The organism is Enterocloster aldenensis (assembly GCF_003434055.1).
In the GTDB taxonomy this organism is placed as follows: Bacteria; Bacillota; Clostridia; order Lachnospirales; family Lachnospiraceae; genus Enterocloster; species Enterocloster aldenensis.
In genome coordinates, this window is sequence record NZ_QVEX01000003.1 from 179,795 (window position 1) to 201,237 (window position 21,443).

The 21,443-nt window shown below is 48.7% G+C and carries 18 protein-coding genes and 1 riboswitch; of the genes, 15 read left to right on the plus strand and 3 right to left on the minus strand.

What is annotated here, in order from left to right; genetic code table 11:
• The first annotated feature begins 28 nt into the window (after positions 1–28).
• The 6 genes from DWX59_RS09160 to DWX59_RS09185 are packed head-to-tail and all read left to right on the plus strand — an operon-like array spanning position 29 to position 7,697.
• Positions 29–829: a glutamine amidotransferase gene (locus DWX59_RS09160; RefSeq protein ID WP_207660417.1), complete on the plus strand. Its 801-nt coding sequence runs from the start codon at positions 29–31 to the stop codon at positions 827–829.
• A 26-nt stretch (positions 830–855) separates the two neighbouring features.
• Entirely contained in the window at positions 856–2,079 is a 1,224-nt protein-coding gene (locus DWX59_RS09165; protein WP_117558300.1) for a substrate-binding domain-containing protein, read from the plus strand.
• A gap of 60 nt (positions 2,080–2,139) precedes the next feature.
• Entirely contained in the window at positions 2,140–3,618 is a 1,479-nt protein-coding gene (locus tag DWX59_RS09170) for a sugar ABC transporter ATP-binding protein (RefSeq protein WP_117558303.1), read from the plus strand.
• Positions 3,619–3,646: 28 nt separating this feature from the next.
• Positions 3,647–4,603, plus strand: a complete 957-nt coding sequence (locus tag DWX59_RS09175) for an ABC transporter permease (protein ID WP_117558304.1) — start codon at positions 3,647–3,649, stop codon at positions 4,601–4,603.
• 20 nt (positions 4,604–4,623) lie between these two features.
• Complete coding sequence (locus DWX59_RS09180; protein WP_117558306.1) at positions 4,624–5,889, plus strand: ArgE/DapE family deacylase; 1,266 nt, start codon at positions 4,624–4,626, stop codon at positions 5,887–5,889.
• Positions 5,890–5,906: 17 nt separating this feature from the next.
• On the plus strand, positions 5,907–7,697 hold the full coding sequence (locus DWX59_RS09185) for an L-fucose isomerase (protein WP_409337930.1): 1,791 nt from the start codon (positions 5,907–5,909) through the stop codon (positions 7,695–7,697).
• A gap of 99 nt (positions 7,698–7,796) precedes the next feature.
• Here the strand turns inward: DWX59_RS09185 and DWX59_RS09190 are convergent, their stop codons facing one another.
• The gene (locus DWX59_RS09190; protein ID WP_117558310.1) at positions 7,797–9,059 is read right to left on the minus strand and encodes an MFS transporter; all 1,263 of its coding nucleotides are present in this window, start codon (positions 9,057–9,059) and stop codon (positions 7,797–7,799) included.
• Between the two features lie 436 nt (positions 9,060–9,495).
• Between DWX59_RS09190 and spoVAD the strand changes: the two genes are divergently transcribed.
• Positions 9,496–10,518 (plus strand): stage V sporulation protein AD, encoded by a 1,023-nt coding sequence (gene spoVAD / locus DWX59_RS09195; protein ID WP_117558312.1) that lies wholly within the window; start codon positions 9,496–9,498, stop codon positions 10,516–10,518.
• Between the two features lie 13 nt (positions 10,519–10,531).
• Positions 10,532–10,885, plus strand: coding sequence for a stage V sporulation protein AE (gene spoVAE / locus DWX59_RS09200; protein WP_117558314.1), 354 nt, complete (start codon positions 10,532–10,534; stop codon positions 10,883–10,885).
• Between the two features lie 242 nt (positions 10,886–11,127).
• Here the strand turns inward: spoVAE and DWX59_RS09205 are convergent, their stop codons facing one another.
• Complete coding sequence (locus tag DWX59_RS09205; protein ID WP_117558316.1) at positions 11,128–11,865, minus strand: MerR family transcriptional regulator; 738 nt, start codon at positions 11,863–11,865, stop codon at positions 11,128–11,130.
• Positions 11,866–11,914: 49 nt separating this feature from the next.
• Between DWX59_RS09205 and DWX59_RS09210 the strand changes: the two genes are divergently transcribed.
• On the plus strand, positions 11,915–12,148 hold the full coding sequence (locus DWX59_RS09210) for a hypothetical protein (RefSeq protein ID WP_117558318.1): 234 nt from the start codon (positions 11,915–11,917) through the stop codon (positions 12,146–12,148).
• A gap of 218 nt (positions 12,149–12,366) precedes the next feature.
• Here the strand turns inward: DWX59_RS09210 and DWX59_RS09215 are convergent, their stop codons facing one another.
• Positions 12,367–15,066: a transglycosylase domain-containing protein gene (locus tag DWX59_RS09215; protein ID WP_117558320.1), complete on the minus strand. Its 2,700-nt coding sequence runs from the start codon at positions 15,064–15,066 to the stop codon at positions 12,367–12,369.
• Positions 15,067–15,357: 291 nt separating this feature from the next.
• On the opposite strand from DWX59_RS09215, the gene DWX59_RS09220 reads away from it, so the two are divergent.
• The 6 genes from DWX59_RS09220 (at position 15,358) to dapB (ending at position 21,417) form a co-directional block, all read left to right on the plus strand.
• Positions 15,358–16,008 carry a YigZ family protein gene (locus DWX59_RS09220; protein WP_117558322.1) on the plus strand — a complete coding sequence of 217 codons (651 nt, stop codon included), beginning with the start codon at positions 15,358–15,360 and terminating at the stop codon, positions 16,006–16,008.
• Positions 16,009–16,125: 117 nt separating this feature from the next.
• On the plus strand, positions 16,126–17,955 hold the full coding sequence (gene typA, locus DWX59_RS09225) for a translational GTPase TypA (RefSeq protein WP_117558324.1): 1,830 nt from the start codon (positions 16,126–16,128) through the stop codon (positions 17,953–17,955).
• Positions 17,956–18,145: 190 nt separating this feature from the next.
• Positions 18,146–18,775, plus strand: coding sequence for a single-stranded DNA-binding protein (locus DWX59_RS09230; RefSeq protein ID WP_117558326.1), 630 nt, complete (start codon positions 18,146–18,148; stop codon positions 18,773–18,775).
• 137 nt (positions 18,776–18,912) lie between these two features.
• Positions 18,913–19,410, plus strand: a complete 498-nt coding sequence (locus DWX59_RS09235) for a cob(I)yrinic acid a,c-diamide adenosyltransferase (protein ID WP_117558328.1) — start codon at positions 18,913–18,915, stop codon at positions 19,408–19,410.
• 49 nt (positions 19,411–19,459) lie between these two features.
• Positions 19,460–19,639: riboswitch (Lysine riboswitch) on the plus strand.
• 107 nt (positions 19,640–19,746) lie between these two features.
• Positions 19,747–20,631, plus strand: coding sequence for a 4-hydroxy-tetrahydrodipicolinate synthase (gene dapA / locus DWX59_RS09240; protein ID WP_117558330.1), 885 nt, complete (start codon positions 19,747–19,749; stop codon positions 20,629–20,631).
• 27 nt (positions 20,632–20,658) lie between these two features.
• Positions 20,659–21,417 (plus strand): 4-hydroxy-tetrahydrodipicolinate reductase, encoded by a 759-nt coding sequence (gene dapB, locus DWX59_RS09245; protein WP_117558332.1) that lies wholly within the window; start codon positions 20,659–20,661, stop codon positions 21,415–21,417.
• Positions 21,418–21,443: the final 26 nt, after the last annotated feature.

Here is a 21,443-nt window from a genome sequence, read left to right on the forward strand (position 1 = left end):
TGGTATGGCTAACAGTGGTTATTACTGTATGTCAAAACGTTTTTACAAAGAAATGGAGGAACCTAAAATGGTAAGGAAAAAGAAGGTATTATTTATTGGGGAGACATGGATGGTACATACGGTGGAGGCGAAGGGTTTTGATATCTTTACAGCTGATTCTTATGGGACAGGAACAGAGTATATTAAAAAAGCCCTTGATACAGATGAAATAGAATTTCATCACATACCATGTCATTTAATTGATCAGCTGTTTCCTGAAAATGTAAATAAACTTCTGGAATATGATGTGGTGATGATAAGCGATGTGGGTGCAAATACTTTTTTGCTTCCTGTCGAAACGTTTTTACAATGTAAGAAAACACCGAATAAATTACAGATGATTAAGGAATATGTGTTAAACGGCGGAGGCTTTTGCATGATAGGCGGATATCTGTCATTTATGGGGATTGAAGGAAAGGGCAGGTATAATGACACTCCGGTTGAAGATATAATGCCTGTGCGTTTTCTGAAACATGACGACCGCGTTGAACATCCGGAGGGGCTTGAGATTTCCATTGATGCATCATTGCATGAGATACTGGAGGGCATGCCGGAAAAGATAACGGGTATTTTGGGTTATAACCGCGCCATCCCCAAAGAGTCCTGTCAGGTAATTGCCTATGTTGACAAAGACCCATTTATTGCTGTAGGAGAATTCGGAAAGGGGCGTTCGGTGGCGTATACCACGGACTGTGCACCTCACTGGTCAGCCGCTGAGTTTTGCGGGACAGACAGTTATAGAAGGCTTTGGAGAAATATTGTAATGTGGTTATGTAATGGGAACAAATAAAAGACAAAAAGAAAAGGAGATTCATTATGAAGAAAAGTACGAAGGCATTATGGAGGACGCTGGTCAGTATTTCTTTAGCAGCAGCAATGGTATCGGGTTGCGCATCTTCCTCAGGCGGTGGCTCCCAGGCAGTTGATGCCACGACTGCTGCACAGGAAGCATCGGCAGGAGGGACAGATAAGCCAGTGGATGAAGCTGAGGTCAAAGATGTATCTGATGCAGGAGAGAGTGAATATTTTGCGGATATGAGTGAATTGGGGGATGAGTATTATAACGCGCTTCCGTACAAGGATGTCCTTCCTCTTGATAAAGGTGAAATAAAGCTGGATGGAAAAGATGAGATAGTAATCGGGTTTTCGCAGACTGCATTTAATCATCCATGGAGAAGTGAAATGATTAACTCTGCCCGTTCCGAAGTCAACCGTCATCCGAATGTGAAGATGGTTGTTACAGACGGCAACGTGGATATTGTAAAACAGAGCAGTGACATACGGGATCTGATTGCACAGCAGGTTGACGCGATTGTAATGAGTCCTGTGGAGTCAGCAGGCCTGGTGGGAGCCGTGGAAGAAGCAACTGCGGCCGGAATTCCGGTTATTGTCCTGGACAGGGATATATTTACGGATAAAAGGACGGTTTTCATAGGACAGAGCAATGTGACCATGGGGGCGGCCGTGGCTCAGCGTATGGTTGATAAACTGACAGAAAAAAATGGTTCACCAAAAGGCAGGATATTGGAGATAACGGGCCTTATGGGGTCCTCGCCGGCCATAGACCGCCAGGCTGGCATGATGTCTGTCCTGGAACAGTATCCTGAGATAGAAATCCTTGCCACGGGTGATGGGGAATGGATCAGGGAACCGGCTGTGAAGCTTATGGAAGACTGGCTGATTGCTTATGATGAAATAGATGCTGTTTATTCGCATGCAGAGGAATCCAGCTGGGGGGCGCAGTTGGCAATCCTGCGTGCCGGGCGTTCCAATGAAGGAATCATGCATTTCACCATGGATGGTTCCAATGAGGGGTTTGTATCAGTAAAAAAAGGAGAGTTTGAGGCAGATGGCAACTATTCCCCGTATATAGGTGATTTGGGAGTCAGGGCAGCGCTTTATACCCTGATGGGTAAGGAAATTGACGGACTTACTGATTATGAATATGGGAAGAAGCTGGTATTATCGGATCTTCCGGTTGTTGTGCCGGAGAATGCCCAGGAATGGATTGGTAAAGGATGGGGCGATTATAAAGACTGATTGCAGGCTGTAAACAGCGCTCCTTCGGGAGCGCACTCAGACAAAGGAAGTGTTCTGTATATGTACATGTTGGAAATGAGGAATATCTTTAAAAGCTTTGGAGGGGTAAAGGCCTTATCGGATGTAAGCCTGAGTATCAGACCTGGAGAGGTACGGGCCCTGGTGGGAGAAAATGGAGCGGGAAAATCCACCCTCATGAAGGTTCTTGCAGGAGCGGTAAAGAAAGATTCAGGAATTATTGCAATCAAGGGAAAACAGGTGGATTATGATTCCCCAAGACAGGCGCTGGAACATGGCATCAGTGTTATTTATCAGGAGTTAAACATGGTACCTGACTTAACAGTTGCTGAAAATATATTTATGGATCATATTCCTACTAAGAATGGTTTTGTGAACTGGAAAGAAATGAACCAGCGCTCCGGCCAACTGCTTAAAGAACTGGGAATCCAGATTAATCCCAAAGAGAAAGTCGGTCATCTGACTGTCGCGAGGCAGCAGATGGTAGAAATTGCTAAGGCAATAAAGAATAAGTCCCAGGTCGTGGTTTTTGATGAACCGTCTGCTGTTCTTGGGGCAAAGGATTCAGAAATATTATTCCAGAGGATTTCAGATCTAAAGAATCAGGGGATATCGGTCATATATATATCCCACCGTCTGGATGAAATCATGCAGATTACAGATAGCGTGACCGTTCTTAGGGATGGACAGAATATAATCACAAAGGATACAAAAGACCTTACAATGGAAGATATCGTTTCCTATATGACTGGCAAGGATTACAGGTCCATTCAACAGACAGCTGGGTATGTGCCGAATCATAATGAGATTGTCTTTGAAGTCAGGAACCTGAACCGGGATAATGCCATTAAAGATGTTTCTTTCCATATTAGGAAAGGTGAGGTACTGGGGCTGGCAGGTCTTGTTGGTTCCGGGCGGAGTGAGATAGCCAGGGCAATATTCGGGGCTGATCCAAAGACTGGCGGTGAAATCTTTATTAAAGGAAAGAAAGTGGCAATCCGCTCCCCGCGGGATGCATGCAGATTGGGAATCGGGTTTGTGATGGAAGACAGAAAAACACAGGGGCTGCATCTGAAAATGCCGATTTTCCAGAATATCACCATGACACAGATGAACCGGTACCGTCATTGGGGACTGGTCAGTAATAAGCAGGAGTATGATACGGTGAATGATTTTAAGAAAAAACTGCTTATAAAAACAGAAAATATTAAAAATCCGGTACTGAGCCTTTCCGGCGGAAACCAGCAAAAGGTGTCAATTGCAAAATGGCTGCATATTCAGCCGGATATCTTATTTTTAGATGAGCCGACCCGGGGGGTGGACGTAGGCGCCAAGTCAGAGATTTATAAGCTTATTGAAGATATCAAGGCCCAGGGTAAAGCAATCTTGCTTATCTCTTCTGAATTTGCAGAAATCCTTAGCCTGTCAGACCGCGTAATGGTCATAAAGAGAGGAGAAGTGGCAGGGGAATTCACCAGGGAGCAGATGCAGGCAGATTCCTCCATTCTGGAGGCATTGTAGGCAGGTCTTGCAATAGGAAAGGAGATGTATGATGGAGAAGATATTTTCACATTCTGGGTGGCAGAAGCTTGCCTTCAGTGATTTTTATGAAAAATATGGGGTACTTTTAGTTTTTATATTGGAAATGGTACTGTTCTCTTTTTTATCGGATAAGTTTTTAAGCACTATGAATATCCTGAATGTTTTACGGCAGATAGCCATGACAGGGATTCTTGCAATCGGTATGACATTTGTATGTATAACTGCTGGTATTGATCTGTCGGTGGGTGCAATCATAGCAATGACAACAGTGCTGACTTCTGCGGTAGTGGATGGAACTGGGTCCACTGGACTTGGTATATTGGCAGGCGTGGGCTGTGGGCTGGCAATTGGACTTCTGAACGGCGTAGGAGTCGCCTATGGCAAAATGCCTCCTTTTGTAATGACGCTGGGGACCACGTCCATTGCAAGCGGCATTGCCTACTTATACTCGAATGGTATGCCAATCATGCTCCAAGGGGATTTCCTTAAGCTGGGGAATGGTATGATTGGAAAGGTGCCCTATGTGGTCATATATTTTGTGGTACTTTTGATTTTTGGATATATGATATTAAGAAATACTGTTTTTGGCCGTCATGTTTATGCCATAGGCAGTAATAAAGAAGCCACCAGGCTTTCTGGGATAAGTGTGACCCGCACTTTAGTAGCGGTTTATACCATAAGCGGAGTATTGGCAGGAGTGGCTGGTATTATATACTGTTCCCAGCTGGGGATTGGGACCCCCATAGCGGGAAAAGGATATGAGTTAACTGCAATTGCTGCTGTATTTGTGGGTGGTGCATCCGTATCAGGCGGGTCAGGAACCATGTGGGGAACATTCCTGGGGGCAGCAATCATTGGTACACTGAATAACATCATGAACTTGACCGGTGTAAACCCATATCTGCAGACACTTTTATCAGGTGTGATTATCATATTGGCAGTCTTAGTCCGTAAAAACAGATGATATTGATGGGAGGAGGAACTATGTTACAGATAAAACAACTGGTGGAAGAAAAAAAAGAAGAGTATCTGGAATTTTTAAAGGAGCTTATTAAAGCTGATTCTACAGATATCCAACATGGTTTTTATGGGAATGAGATAAATGCCCAGAAAATTGTAATGAAAAAACTTGAAGCCATGGGTATGGAAGTGGATTCATTCGAACCAGATGACTCGGAGTTGACAAAGGCTTTTGAAGAGGCCAACCCTGGTCATGATTATAATAACAGGCCGGATGTAGTGGGAGTATTAAAGGGGACAGGGGGCGGGAAATCACTCATACTAAATGGTCATATTGATACAATGCCCTTTGACCATCTGGAAGAATGGATTACGCATCCTTTGGACCCAAAGGTCATAAATGGAAAATTGTATGGAAGAGGTTCCTGCGATATGAAAGGCGGGCTGGCAGCAGCTATTTCTGCATTGGATGTTTTAAAGTCAGCTGGTATCAGTCTACGCGGGGATGTGATTGTGGAATCAGTGGTGGATGAGGAGGGAGGCGGCAATGGGACAATGGCCTGTATTATCAGGGGATACCATGCTGATGGGGCAATCATACCGGAACCGACTGAACTGACTGTCATGCCCGCCCATATGGGATGGCTGTTTTATAAGATGGAAGTCCGGGGAAAGGCACTCCATTCCAGCATGAAGTGGAAGGGGGTCAATGCCATAGAAAAAATGATGGTCATCATGAATGCCCTGCGGGAGTTAGAGAGGAAATGGTGCATGGAGAAACGAAGTTCCATGCTTCCTCCGCCAACCATTAATTTTGGTGTGATTGAGGGAGGGATGGCAGGTTCTGTGGTTCCTGACAGCTGTATGCTGGATTTTGGCCTCCATTACCTTCCATCGGATGCAGATGCAGATGGGCTGGGCAAAAATGTTGAAAAAGATTTATTTGATGCAATCAATTTTGCTGTTAAAGGAGACCCATGGCTTTCTGAAAATCCTCCCGTGATTAAATTGTACCAGCAGGGAAGCGGTTATGAACTTCCACGGGAAAATCCACTGATCCAATTAATCCAGTCATGCCATGAAGATGCGGTAAAGGCTGTGGCTGTCACCAGAGGCTGTGAATATGGAAGTGATGCAAGGCTGCTGACGAATTATGCGCATACGCCCACAGTACTTTATGGACCGGGGAGTATTGAACAGGCACATGGTATCAATGAATATGTTGGACTTGAGCAGTACTATACATGTATTGAGGTACTTGCACATGCAATTTATGAATGGTGCAGGTAAAAGAATGGAGGATGGCTGTGGCACACAGATACGTAGGGAATTTTCCTGTTATAGGCATCAGGCCGGTTATTGACGCCAGGCAGGGGGCCGTCAACATACGGGGCGGGCTGGAAGAACAGACCATGCATATGGCAATGGCCGCAAAAAAACTATTTGAAGAAAATATAAGATACATAAATGGGGAGAAGGTGCAGGTTGTTATTGCTGACAGCACCATTGGCAGGGTTGCAGAAGCAGCTGCCTGTGCTGAAAAGTTTAAGACGGCTGGTGTTGATATTACACTATCAGTAACCCCCTGCTGGTGTTATGGATCAGAGACAATGGATATGGACCCAAGGACAATCAAAGGTGTATGGGGACTGAATGCAACGGAGAGGCCAGGGGCCGTATATCTGGCCTCTGTACTGGCATCCCATGCAAGAAAGGGTCTTCCTGCTTTTGGAATCTATGGAATGCATGTCCAGGAAGCAGATGATGGGGATATTCCGCAAGACGTCAGGATTAAACTGCTTGCTTTTGCCAGGGCAGCGGTGGCAGCAGCCACTATGCGGGGCAAATCTTACCTGCAGATAGGTTCTGCGTGTATGGGTATTTCCGGATCCTTTATAGATCCGGATTTTTTTGAAGAATATCTGGGCATGCGGGTGGAATCAGTGGATGAGGTAGAAGTCATAAGGCGGATTGAGCAGAAGATTTATGATGAAGATGAGTATGGACGGGCAATGGCTTGGGTTAAGGGGAAATGTAAGGAAGGGATTGATAAGAACCCGGAGGCTGTCAGGCATACCAGGGATGAAAAGGATGAAAATTGGAAATTTACAGTTAAGTGTGCTTTAATTATGAAAGATTTAATGAATGGGAATAACCATTTGCCAAAGGGTTCCGAAGAAGAAAGGCAGGGGCATAATGCCTTGGCCGCAGGTTTTCAGGGGCAGAGGCAGTGGACGGATCATTACCCGAATACAGATTTTGCTGAGGCCATTTTAAACAGTTCGTTTGATTGGGATGGTCCCAGGGAACCATATATCCTATCCACGGAAAATGATACGCTTAACGGGGTCAGCATGATGTTCCTCAAACTTTTAACAGGAAGGGCACAGATGTTTGCTGATGTCAGGACGTGCTGGTCGGCAGAGGCCGTTAAACGTGTCTGTGGCTATGATGTTGAGGGGAAGGCCAGGGAAGCAGGCGGATTCATCCACCTGATAAATTCCGGTGCATGCTGCCTGGATGCATGCGGCAGGGTTTTGGATGGGACAGGAAAACCGGTTGTGAAACCGTGGTGGGATATGGAACCAAAAGATGTGGATGCATGTATGGATGCAGTTACATGGTGTGAGGCGGATCTGGGATATTTCAGAGGAGGCGGGTATTCCTCCAGGTTTGAAACCAGGGAAGAGATGCCTATGACAATGATCCGGTTGAATCTGGTGAAGGGACTAGGTCCCGTGGTTCAGTTAGTTGAGGGATGGAGTGTTAAACTTCCTGAGAATGTGTCAGACCAGCTTTGGAGGAGAACGGACTATACCTGGCCAAGCACATGGTTTACCCCAAAGATCATGCCAGGACAGACGTTTTCCAATGTTTATGAAATGATGAACCGGTGGGGGGCAAATCATGGCGCTATTTCCTATGGCCATATAGGTGCAGATGTGATGACACTTTGCTCCATGTTGAGAATTCCTGTCTGCATGCATAATGTAGGACCAGAACGGATTTTCCGTCCGGCTGCCTGGAATGCATTTGGGATGGATCCGGAATCACAGGACTACAGGGCATGTAAGGCTTACGGACCACTCTATAGATAATATTTGTGGACAGATACTATATTATAAGGACTGGAATGGTGCCGGGAGTATAGGTCCCGGCACATTAATTATTATTTTCATGCCACTGATAAAACTCTTTTAATTCCCCGTATGTATGGATGCCGGCCTTATTATAGCAAAATAGAAGGCGGCCGTACAGGCCATGACGGCAAGACCTCCGCCTATGAGAAGATATTGTATCCTTACCACATCTGCCAGGGGGCCGAATACCATCATTCCAATGGGAAGGGCGCAGGAGGTGGAAATCTGCATGAAACTGAACACCCTTCCCTGCATGGAAGCAGGGACCTGTTCCTGGATGGAGACCGTGATAGGGGAGTTGTAGCAGGGAGATGTGATTCCAATCATCAGATTGCAAGCCAGGTAAAACAGGAATACAGGAGCCACTCCAAGGCCTGCCATCAGCACACCGTACAACCATCCGGCCAGGACCGTTGTTTTTAACCGCTTTTTAAAGCCGCCCCAGGATGTAATCAGGATGCCGCCCAGGACAGAGCCCATGCTGTAGGTCATTTCCGAAGCCGTAAGGCGCCATACCTCTGGTCCGAAGGTGCGGCTGACCATCAGAGGTGTCAGGAAGGCAGAAGGGCTGATAAGGAACAGCACCGCTATCTGGAATAACAGCAGATGCCGTACAAAGGAATCTGTTTTCAGATAAAGTAAACCTTGTTTCATGCTGAGGATTCCTGAGGATTCTTTGATATTGTCCCTGCTTTTCAGGCCGTCTTTGCAGCCTGCATTGTCCGAACCCGCCAACATGTCCTTTCTATACCCGGGGATGGTCAGGGCAGAGGTGATGCCCACACCTATGAGCGCAGTGAATACATCTATGAACAGCGTTGTCTCCAATGTGGACACGGACAATATGGCGCCGCTGACTGCCGGTGAAAGGAACATGATAAGGGATGTTATGGTGTTCTGGATGCCGTTTACCTGCATCAGATGCTTTTGCGGTACAATCTGGGGAATGACCGCATTGACTGCCGGCGTCTGAATCCCTGTTCCGGCAGAACGGACCATGAGCACGGTAAACAGCAGCCATATATTCCTGTGCCCGGATAAAAATGCAATGGCCAGAATCAGGGTTGAGAGCGCAATGATGGTGTCAGACAGCATGATCAGGGATTTCCTGTCATAACGATCAATCCATACGCCTGCAAACAGGGATATGGCAATCTGCGGTGCAAAGCCGCATACGGTTGATATGGTCAGCATCCGTCCTGATGAAGTGGAGAGCGTGATATACCAGACAATGGCATACTGCACCAGGGAGGAGCCAAAGAGCGATATGGTCTGGGCTGTGAGGAATCGGGCGGCTGTATTTTTCCAGGATTGGTTCATGATTTGTGTAACCTCGTCTTTCTATGATTATTTTGGGGTTTAAACATGACAAAAAGGCTGCGGACAGACACTGTCCGCAGCCCAATCCATGAGGACGTCTGCTAATCCAGGAAAATGGCGCAAAAACAAGGCGTATGCAGCTATTCAATCCATACGCGCAGGAACTACCATGTTTCCCGGTGAATGAAAGCAGTTAAACGCCCGGTTTAAACTCCGTACAATGCTTCACCGGATACAATTGTACAGAGCTGATTCGCCTTCTCATCCTGTCCGTTGCATAGAACCATACCATAAGACAGGCCTCCTTCATATGTTTCATGTGAACTTACTCTAACAGAAATATTTTATCCTGTCAATTGCCCATTATGACTAATTTTCAGGAAATGAGAGATACTGATAATGAATATATCCTGTCAGAGGAAGGAGAATGCATAAGATGGGACAGATGAAAGGAAAGGCAAGTATAGAGTTTGAACACCCGCCGGTAATCATAAGCGCCGGGGCGGTGGTTGGTAAAAAGGAAGGGGACGGGCCTCTTGGACAGCTTTTTGACCAGGTGGAACAGGATGACATGTTCGGCAAGGACAACTGGGAACAGGCGGAGAGCGCCATGCAGAAAAGGACCGCGGACCTTGTGATTGAAAAGGGAGGAATCAGGAAAGGCGATTTGCGCTACCTGTTTGCAGGGGATCTGCTGGGCCAGCTGATTGCCACATCCTTTGGCACCGTGGACCTGGAGATTCCTCTTTTTGGCCTTTACGGGGCCTGTTCAACCATGGGGGAGGCGCTGAGCCTTGGGGCCATGGCTGTGAATGGAGGATATGCCAACCAGGTCATGTCCATGGCGTCCAGCCATTTTGCAACGGCTGAGAAACAGTTCCGTTTTCCTCTGGCCTATGGCAACCAGAGGCCCATGTCAGCCACATGGACCGTAACAGGCTGCGGCGCTATTGTCATTGCAGGGGACAGGAAGAACGGGCTTGCAAGGATTGCAGGCATCACCACGGGCCGTATGGTGGATATGGGCGCCAAGGATTCCATGAACATGGGCGCTGCCATGGCGCCTGCCGCGTTCCACACCATAGAACAGAACCTGGAGGATTTCCAGGTCAATGAAACATGGTATGACAAGATCATCACCGGTGACCTGGGGGAAGTGGGCAGGACCATCCTTTTGGAGTTCATGAAGAACAAGGGCAGGGACCTGAGCCAGATCCATATGGACTGCGGAATCGAGATATACGATAAGGAACAGCAGGACACACATGCGGGCGGAAGCGGATGCGGCTGCAGCGCGGTTACGCTGTGTTCCTATATCCTGCCTAAGGTACAGGACGGTACATGGAAGAGGGTGCTGTTTGTCCCCACAGGTGCCCTTCTGTCTACGGTAAGCTTCAATGAAGGCCAGAGCATTCCTGGAATCGCCCACGCAGTCATCATTGAGCATATTGACGATTAAGGAGGTAGACATCATGGATTATGTGAAAGCATTTTTAATTGGAGGACTTATCTGCGCGCTGGTGCAGATTTTGATGGAAAAAACAAAAATGATGCCTGGGCGGATCATGGTAACGCTGGTGGTCACCGGATGTATCCTTGGTGCCATCGGTATTTATGAGCCATTTTTAAAATGGGCCGGGGCCGGGGCCGGGGTGCCCTTATTGGGCTTTGGCAACACCCTTTGGAAAGGGGTCAAGGAGGCCATTGGGAAAGACGGGGTGCTGGGGATTTTCAAAGGAGGCCTGACAGCCAGCTCGGCCGGGATATGCGGGGCTCTGGTCTTCGGATACCTGGCTTCCCTGGTGTTTAAGCCTAAGATGAAATAAGGTGCGATACAAAGGTTGTGGAAGCCTAAAAGACCATGACCTCTTAAAAGACGGGGAATGGCGCTGGCTGCCCGGAAATCCCTGGGGGTTTCCGGACCATGCGCCTATCAGTTCCCTGTCTTTTACGCTGCCGGAACTTAAGATGCCCCCTCATCCCTCCTGTGCATTATGATGTTGCTTGCCCCCATACATTGGGCGCAGGCATCATGCATCGAACGCAGGCATCATGCATCGAACGCAGGTTATCCGTTTGCCCTGCAATAGGATTCAATGGCAGCAGCCATGAAGGTAGCGGTGCCTTTGCCGTGTTTGTCAATGTTTTCTGTAAAACGCTGGTCGCTGATATACATATGTCCTAGACCGGAAAGGATTTCATCGGTGCACTGGTAGAAGTTGGCGGTGATATAGGACTGCCAGCGCGCCACCAGTTCCTGCGCCTGCCTGCCGTGGGGCGGAAGGGTGCGGATCCTGCCAAAGCCATTTAGGATTTCAGCGCCTTCGTCATTCACTGTTCCCCACTTGTCTTTATCATATGCAAAGGTTTTTTCTTTGCTTTCCTTATATGCGTCTGTTGTTCCCCAGCGTCTTTTTACTTCGGCTGCATATCTGCTTTTGGCGGTTTCAATATCAGTCATGTCAAATTCCTGAAAACTCATATCCATATCTCCTTTTATCGTGTTTTCCACTAGTTTAATTAACCCATCCAGCCGGTCACGCTTTTGCAGAAGCAGTTCTTTTTGTTTTAATAATGCCTCCTTTTTATCGTACCGAGGGTCTGTCATGATTTCCTTAATGTCAGAGAGAGGGAAATCCAGTTCTTTGAAAAATAATATCTGCTGTAACTTCCCAAGAGCCGCACCATCATAAAGACGATAACCGGCCTCTGTTACCTGACTTGGCTTTAATAAGCCGATTTTGTCGTAATAGTGCAGTGTGCGGACGGTAACACCTGTCAGCGCCGCGACCTGGTTTATTTTCAATTTTGAACCCCTTCCTTTCCTTGGAATATGAACTTAGTATGTCCGGACCATGATTATACTTTACACCATGACGCAGCGTCAGGGTCAATTGGAAAAATCTGAAAACCAGAAGTTTCATAAAAGTAAAAAGGCAGTTGCGGGTAAGAGGATGAAGAGGGTGGTGGGATGCAGAGGGTGGTGGGATGCAGAGGGTGGTGGGATGCAGAGAGTGGTGAGATGCAGAATGAAGATACGGAAGGGGGACGCAGAAGATATACAAAAGATAAATAGAAAGCCCAGGTAATTCCATATACTACATACTGATAATCAGATGAAATGGATTGCATCCATAAAGATTAACATCCATAATGATTATCTTCTGGCAATATGAGGAATATCCTGAGCTTTATTTGTTTTGCCGTACCTGCGGGACGGATGTCTGCTGTCTGAATCAGAACCCCGCCCCAGGCAGTGCAGATATAAAAGCTGCTGCTAAACCGTTAAACAGGGACGGGGATTCCATTAGTATGGTATATTCCCCGGTCCGTAACCCTCTGTGGCCGGCGCTGACGTGGATGGCTGGTAGCCGGGTCCGATGGGTGAGACAATGGGGCTGTCTTCACCGGTCTCATCCGGGTTTGGATTGATGATGGTGGAAACATCCGTATGGATGTTGCAGTAACCCGGTATGGAAAATGCTGAATCGTCTGTTGCGCCTGTCTCTCCGTCCGGAAGCACCATGCAGACCCTGGTGGTCTTGTTGGGGCAGTAGGGCGTTGGACGCATGCCGGAGTCAGCACACACAGTGACGGCCACATGCTTGTCGCACACTTCCGTGGGAGCGGTTCCCTTTGCAAAGTATTCGGTATAGACCGCATTGCCCCTTGGGTCGGCCGTACACACGCCTGCAACGGCGCGCTTGCCGGACTTGCGGCAGATTTCCGCGGTTTCTATGCTGTCCGGAATGGCAAAGCCCGGGTCGGACTTGCCTTCATGGATACGGTTCATGATGTTACGCCATATATCCTTGTGGAAGGTGGTGCCTCCGTTGTTGACATTGCCGTGTTTCAGCTTCTGGTTGCTGTCACATCCGCCCCAGATGCCGGCCGTATAGTATGGCGTATAACCTACGAACCAGATATCGTTGTTAGCGGTTGTGGTGCCGCTCTTGCCGGCAGCGGACATTCCGGTCAGCGCCGCCCTGGTACTGGTGGAGTTGATGGAAATCCCGGACCTTGCAAACAGCCGGTTGCTCTTCATGGATTCGGCCATGGCGTCCGTAAGGAGGAATGCGGTGGAATCCTTTAAGACCTGTTTGGTTTCGGGCTCGTTGTCGATAAGCACCTTGCCATTGTGGTCCAGTATCTTTGTGAAGAAACGTGGTTTGGTGTACACGCCGCCGTTGGCAATGGAAGCATAGGCAGCGGTCATCTCCAGGTTGGAAACACCTTTTGTGATGCCGCCCAGGGCAGTGGCCGCTCCTAAGTCGTCCTTGACCAGGGAAGTGATGCCCATGTTCTCCGCGTATTCCACGCCCAGCTGGGGGGTGACTGTTTCCATCATGCAGCGTACCGCAATCACGTTCATGGAATAGATGATGCCGTCACGGATATTGTGATAGCCCACAAAACCATAACCGGAGTTCCACCAGTTCCTGAAGGTCTTGGTGCCAATGGTGTAAGTGGAATCATAGTAAACCGTTCCAAGGGTTGCGCCGCAGGCGTCCAGCGCCGGTGCGAATGAAGTGATGACCTTGAACGCGGAACCTGGCTGACGGTATACGTTGCTGGCCCGGTTCAGGGTAAGGCTGGCCTTCTTCTCGCCGCGGCCGCCGCAGAGTGCCTTGACCTCCCCGGTGTGCTGGTCCATCAGGACAAATGATGCCTGGGGCTGCAGGATCAGGTTCTGGCGCTCACCGATGATTTCGTCCCCGTCCTTTAACAGCCATGCCTTGTAGGAATCAATATCGGACTGGACCGCCTCCTCACTCATGTAAAGACCCTCAAAGGAAGTATCCCGCAGTATGTTCTTGCGGTAGCTTTTCAGGTTCTCTTCGGAATAATGTTCGGTTGTGCCGTCCGCATGGTTGACGCTCAGCCTGTATTCCACGGAATACTTTGCAACAGAGTAGTTGTCCGGATTGTTGATCTCCTCGTCCACAATGGCCTGAAGATCCGGATCCTGGGTTGTATAAATCTGAAGTCCCCCTGAATACAGAAGGTTGCTGGCCTGGCTCTCCGTGTAATCCAGCTTTTCCATCAGCGCTGTTATGACCTGTTCAATCAGCTCGTCCGTAAAATAGCTGTAATGATTATTGGTCTCCTTGGTAGCGGTATCCACATTCTGGATCCTGTCATAGACATCGTCCGCAAGCGCTTCCTCCTGCTCCTCCTTGGTGATGAAACCCTGGTCATACATGTACTGGAGTACGATCTGGCGCCGTTCCGCATTTTTCTCACGTCCGGATATGGGGTTTAGCTTGGACGGATTCTTGGTAATGGAAGCCAGCACCGCGCATTCGGATAAGGTCAGGTCGGACACGTCCTTGTTAAAATAACGTTTGGCAGCCACCTTCACGCCCAGGGTGTTGTTGCCCAGGTTGATTGTGTTCAGGTAATTGGTGATGATCAGGTTCTTGGTATCTTCCTTGCTCATGCCGGAATTTTTCTCCAGCTGGACTGCAAGGTATTGTTCCTGCAGCTTCCTTTCAATCTTGGCGCCCCAGCCCGACTCCATGCCGCCTGAAAATACATTGTTTTTGATGAGCTGCTGGGTGATGGTGCTTCCGCCGCCGGCGTAGTCGTCGCTGATAACGCCCTTTACGGCACGGGCAATGGAGCGGATATCAATGCCGTTGTGGCTCCTGAAACGGGAATCCTCAATGGCAATGAAAGCATTGACCAGGTTCTGGGGAAGTTCCTCATATGTGGCTGATTCGCGGTTGGAACCGCTGGTGACCAGTGTGTCCGTCAGGTTGCCTGCCGCATCATAAACCGTGGTGGCAAAGCGGTCGGGCTGAATGTTTAAGATATCTACGGAGGGGGCATTGTCAATAATACCCTTAACCATGCCAAAACCGATGGACGCACCCACTACTGCTAAGAATAGAAACAGGACAAACAGGGCCTTAAAAATATTAAGGAACAGCCGCGAGGCATATTTGCCTGATTTGGAGTGGAGAGACTTGATCCTGCGTTCAGTCTCATACTTACCATAGTTCATATATTCTCCTTTATCGTTCCACGATTCCTTTTCGTGGACTTTCCTTAATCCTCCACGATTCCTTTTTCGTGGATTTCCTTTACCTTTCCACGGTCTTTGCACCGTGGCCTTTCTTGCTTACAGATCCTCTTCTAAGTCTATCTTGTAGATTATACACCAGTTTTGTAAAATTGAAAAGGTTTAAATATGCCCTTGCCATCGCCGTATTTCTATATTATGATAAAAATCAGGCGGAAACAGGTCGGAATGTGGGGAATGATACCCTTAAATCGGAACAAAGGAGTATGGAAAGTGGTAGAACGTTACAAAATCGTGTATCAGGGCGGAACCGGTGAGCTGGTTGAGAAGAAATCCAGGTTCATTGCAGATATAAAACCAGTGGCCGATGAGGAAGAGGCACTGGCCTTTGTGGAGGAGATTCGCAGGAAATACTGGGATGCAAGGCATCACTGCTTTGCCTATGTCATAGGCGACAGGGGGCAGACGGCCAGGTGCAGCGATGACGGGGAACCGTCCCAGACAGCGGGCAAACCCATGATGGATGTGCTGACAGGAGAGGGACTCCACGATGTGTGCGCTGTGGTGACCCGGTATTTTGGCGGAACCCTTCTGGGCACAGGGGGCCTGGTCAGGGCCTATTCCGGCGCGTTGAAGGAGGGGCTTAAGGCCTGTGTGGTGGTGGAGAAAAAGCTGGCCTCCTGCCTGGAAGTCAGGACGGATTACAATGGCGTTGGCAAGATTCAGCACATTGCGGCCCAGTCAGGCATTGATACCCTGGACAGCCAGTACACGGACCAGGTGTTGTTTACCTTCCTGGTGCCTGCTGCCGAGGAAGGGCGTTTTAAGGCCCAGCTGACGGAAGGGACCAATGGACGGGCTTCCATTAAGAACGTGAATGAGGTTTATTATGGCGTTGTTGACGGAAAAGTCATTGTTTTTTAGAAGAAAATTCCGTAATCAACGGCATTTTCCCGTAAAATCCCTTGCATTATGTAAATAGCAATGCTATACTATAAAACCGTGGCTGTAGACGTATATAATTAAGGAAGAGTAATCACTATGAAGATGAAAAGAGAAGATGTAAGAAATATTGCTATCATTGCCCATGTAGACCATGGCAAGACCACATTAGTAGACCAGCTGTTAAGGCAGAGCGGCGTATTCCGTGTGGGCCAGGAGGTTCAGGAACGCGTCATGGACTCCAATGACATTGAGCGCGAGCGCGGTATCACCATCCTGTCCAAGAATACGGCTGTATTTTATAAAGATACTAAAATCAACATCATCGACACCCCCGGACACGCTGACTTTGGCGGGGAAGTGGAGCGTGTGCTTAAGATGGTGAACGGGGTCGTGCTGGTGGTGGATGCCTATGAAGGTCCCATGCCGCAGACCAAGTTCGTGCTTCAGAAAGCCCTGGAACTGGACTTGTCCGTGATTGTGTGCATTAATAAGGTGGACCGTCCGGAAGCGCGTCCCTCAGAGGTGATAGACGAGACGCTTGAGCTTATGATGGACCTGGACGCGTCGGATGAGCAGCTTGACTGTCCGTTTATATTTGCATCCGCAAGGGGCGGGTTCGCAAGGTATGAGATGGAAGACGACAACATGGACATGAGTCCTCTGTTTGAGACCATCATCAAGCATACCCCTGCCCCGGAAGGCGACCCGGATGCAGATACCCAGGTGCTGATCAGCACCATTGATTACAATGAATTCGTGGGCCGTATCGGAATCGGCAAGGTTGACAACGGCGGCCTTAAGGTGAACCAGGAATGTGTCCTTGTGAACCATCATGACCCGGATAAATTCAAAAAGATCAAGATAGGAAAACTCTATGAGTTTGACGGCCTTAAGAGGGTGGAGGTACAGCAGGCATCCGTGGGTTCCATTGTGGCCATATCCGGCATTGCGGACATCCACATCGGCGACACCATATGTTCACCGGATCATCCTGAGGCAATCCCGTTCCAGAAGATATCCGAGCCAACCATTGCCATGTATTTCATGGTAAATGACAGCCCCCTGGCCGGACAGGAAGGAAAGTTCATCACTTCCCGCCACCTGCGCGACAGGCTGTTCCGGGAACTGAACACCGATGTAAGCCTGCGTGTGGAGGAGACGGATTCCGCTGACTGCTTCAAGGTATCCGGCCGCGGCGAGCTGCATCTGTCCGTTCTCATTGAGAACATGCGCCGTGAAGGCTTTGAGTTCGCGGTGAGCAAGGCGGAAGTCCTGTACCGGTATGATGAGAGGAACCGTAAGCTGGAGCCCATGGAACTGGCTTATGTGGATGTGCCGGAGGAATATACGGGCGTGGTCATCCAGAAGCTTACAAGCCGCAAGGGCGCGCTCCAGGGCATGAGCCAGGCAGCAGGAGGATATTCCAGGCTGGAATTCTCCATCCCTTCCAGGGGCCTGATCGGTTACCGCGGTGATTTCATGACAGATACAAAGGGAAATGGTATCCTCAATACTATTTTTGATGAATATGCAGAGTACAAAGGCGATTTGTTCTACCGCCAGACCGGCTCCCTGATTGCATTTGAGGCAGGCGAGGCCATTACCTATGGACTGTTCAATGCCCAGGAAAGAGGGACCCTGTTCATCGGACCGGGAACCAGGGTTTATTCAGGCATGGTTGTGGGCCAGAGCCCCAAGGCAGAGGACATTGAAATCAATGTCTGCAAGACAAAGAAACTGACCAACACACGTTCTTCCAGCGCGGATGAGGCGCTGAAGCTGACGCCGCCCAAAATCATGAGCCTGGAGCAGGCCCTGGACTTCATTGACACGGATGAGCTTCTGGAGGTAACGCCGGAAAGCCTGAGGATCCGCAAGAAGATCCTGGACCCCACCATGCGCAAAAGGGCGTCCTTTAAAAAGTAAAATCGACATAATAAAACACGAAAAGGCGGATCCTGTCGAAATGTTCTGGCAGGATCCGCTTATTTTTTGGTCTATTATGGTAAATTTCCTCATAAACTATCAATGTGCCGTACGAAAGCAAGCTAAACAGAAAGAAAAAAATAGAAACGGCCAAGTGAGAATTTATTTAGAAGCGAAGAGGAGATGTACTATGTCAGAAAAAATGATTGAAAACAACAAGGTAAGTGTAATCGGTGAGATCGTATCGGGATTTACCTTTAGCCATGAGGTATTTGGGGAAGGCTTTTATATGGTGGATGTTGCTGTGAACCGGCTCAGTGAGCAGGCGGATATCATCCCGCTCATGGTGTCTGAGCGGCTGTTGGACGTACACCAGGATTATTCCGGAAGCACCATTGAGGCGCTGGGCCAGTTCCGCTCCTATAACCGCCATGAAGGTGTGAAGAACAGGCTGATGCTTTCCATCTTTGTCCGGGAAGTCCATTTCATGGAAGAATTTACAGACTACACAAAAACAAACCAGATATTCCTGGACGGTTATATCTGCAAGCCGCCGATTTACCGCAAAACTCCTCTGGGCCGTGAAATTGCAGATATCCTTCTGGCAGTAAACCGTCCTTATGGCAAGTCTGATTACATACCATGCATCAGCTGGGGCCGCAATGCCCGCTATGCATCCGGATTTGAGGTGGGGGCCAGGGTCCGGATCTGGGGCCGCGTACAGAGCAGGGAGTACACAAAAAAGCTGAGCGAGACCGAGTGTGAGAAGCGGATTGCCTATGAAGTTTCCATCAGCAAACTGGAATGTGACGAGGAATAGTCTTTTAAGACTCTTTGGAAAATCTTTCGGAAAAAGTAAGAAATATTTGCAAAGTTGGTCAAACTATGCTATTATGAGCAAAGTCTATGAATGAATGGTCATTCTTAAGAAAAAGCAAGTAAAGCATGAGGTGCATAATGATGAAAGAAAGCATGATACAGGTTATCTGCGGGCCAGGCAAGGGTAAGTCAACAAGTGCAATGGGCAGGGGAATCAGCGCGCTGGCCAAGGGCAGCAATGTAATCATGGTACAATTTTTAAAAGGTTCGCTGGATATGGATAACATGGAAATCCTGAAACGTCTGGAACCGGAATTTAAAATTTTCAGATTTGAGAAGACGCCTGTTTTCTTTGACCAGCTGGCAGAGGAAGAAAAGAATGAGGCAAGGATCTGCATCCGCAACGGGCTGAATTTTGCTAAGAAGGTCCTGGTGACAGGCGAATGCGACATCCTTATCCTGGATGAGATTCTTGGGATCCTGGATGAAGGCGTCATTACCCGGGATGAGCTGTGCGCCCTGATCAGCCAGGCAAGGCAGGCAGGAATCAGGCTGATACTTACCGGCAATGTGTATCCGGATTACCTGGATGCATGCGTGGATGAGGTTACAAAGCTTCAGACCAGATATGAATGACATTTCCTGTTGACATCCATATCATAGGATGATAATATAATACCAACAATCATAGAGTAGAGGTTGCGTCAATCAAGAGTAACCAGGCCCGATGTGGCAGGCACAGAGGACGGCTTGGGGAAAGGGAAAGACGCCGAAGGGGGAAGCATACCTGGAACATGTTTCCTTCTGGGCATATGGTGAATATCCATATGACTGTCATCCGGGTGGATGGAGAGCTACCGAAGAACGTGGATTCGTGAATGACGATATGATACGTACGTGAAGGGCTGACATTTACCTCAGCCCTTTTTTGCTATCCTGTGATTGAATCAAGAGAAAAGGAGAGAATAAATTATGGCTATTTTTGAAGGAGCAGGCGTTGCGCTGGTAACCCCATTTAAGGAAAATGGGGAAGTTAACTACGAAAAGCTGGAAGAAATCGTGGAGGAGCAGATTGCCGGAGGTACGGATTCCATCATTGTCTGCGGAACCACAGGAGAAGCTTCCACCATGAGCCATGAGGAGCACCTGGATGTGGTAGGATATGTGTGCAAGGTAACCGGAAAACGTATTCCTGTCATTGCAGGGACCGGCTCCAACTGTACGGAGACAGCTGTCTATCTTTCGGCGGAGGCGCAGCGCCGGGGGGCCGACGGACTCCTGCTGGTATCCCCTTACTATAATAAGGCCACACAGAACGGGCTTAAGGCGCATTTTAAGGCGGTTGCCGATGCTGTAAAGATTCCAATCCTCCTTTATAACATTCCCGGAAGGACCGGTGTTACAATCCTTCCCCAGACCATTGCCGACCTTTGCAAGAATGTGGAAAACATCGTGGGTGTAAAAGAAGCAAGCGGCAATTTCTCAGCCATTGCAACCCTGATGAACCTGGCTGACGGCAAGGTGGATTTGTATTCCGGCAATGACGACCAGATTGTACCTCTTCTTTCACTGGGCGGCAAGGGCGTGATTTCCGTGCTGTCCAACGTGGCCCCCAGACAGACCCATGACATCTGCGCCGCGTATTTTGAAGGGGACACGGCCAGGAGCGCCAAACTGCAGCTGGATGCCATTCCGCTGATTACAGAACTGTTCGCAGAGGTGAACCCCATCCCGGTAAAGGCGGCCATGAACCTGATGGGCAGGAATGTGGGACCCTTACGCCTCCCACTGACTGAGATGGAACCCCAGAACCAGGAGAAGTTAAAAGCAGCCATGATTGAATACGGTATCCTGTAAACAAAGGCTGGAAAGGATAAGACACAGATGGTAAGAATGATAATGCACGGCTGCGGCGGGGCCATGGGACAGGTAATCACAGGCCTGGCCGCAGAAGATGATTCAATTGAGATTGTGGCGGGAATTGATTTGCATCCGTCAAAGGACAGCGGTTATCCTGTATTTAATAGCCTGGACCAATGTAACGTGAAGGCAGATGTGATTGTGGATTTCTCTTCGGCAAAAGCAGTGGACGGACTTTTAAAATATTGTTCCGAAACAGGCATGCCGGTGGTGCTGTGTACCACCGGTCTGTCAAAAGGGCAGTTGGAGACACTGAAACGGGCCAGCGCCAGCGCTGCTGTGCTGCGCTCGGCCAATATGTCCCTGGGCGTCAACCTGCTCCTTAAGCTGGTGAAGGACGCGGCAAAGGTACTTGCGGGTTCTGGATTTGACATTGAAATCGTGGAAAAACACCACAACCAGAAGATGGACGCGCCCAGCGGCACGGCCATTGCACTGGCGGATTCCATTAACCAGGCCATGGACATGTCTTATGGGTATACCTATGACAGAAGTACCCGCCGTGAAAAAAGGCATCCGTCGGAAATCGGCATAAGCGCTGTCAGGGGCGGTTCCATTGTTGGGGAACACGACGTGATATTCGCTGGCACGGATGAGGTGGTTACGTTCAGCCATACCGCTTATTCCAAAGCCATTTTTGCAAAGGGCGCCCTGGAGGCAGCCAAGTTCCTGGCAGGAAAAGGACCGGGACTTTATACCATGGCTGACGTGGTTAAATTGTAGGAAATATTTTCCTGAAATAGCAGGAT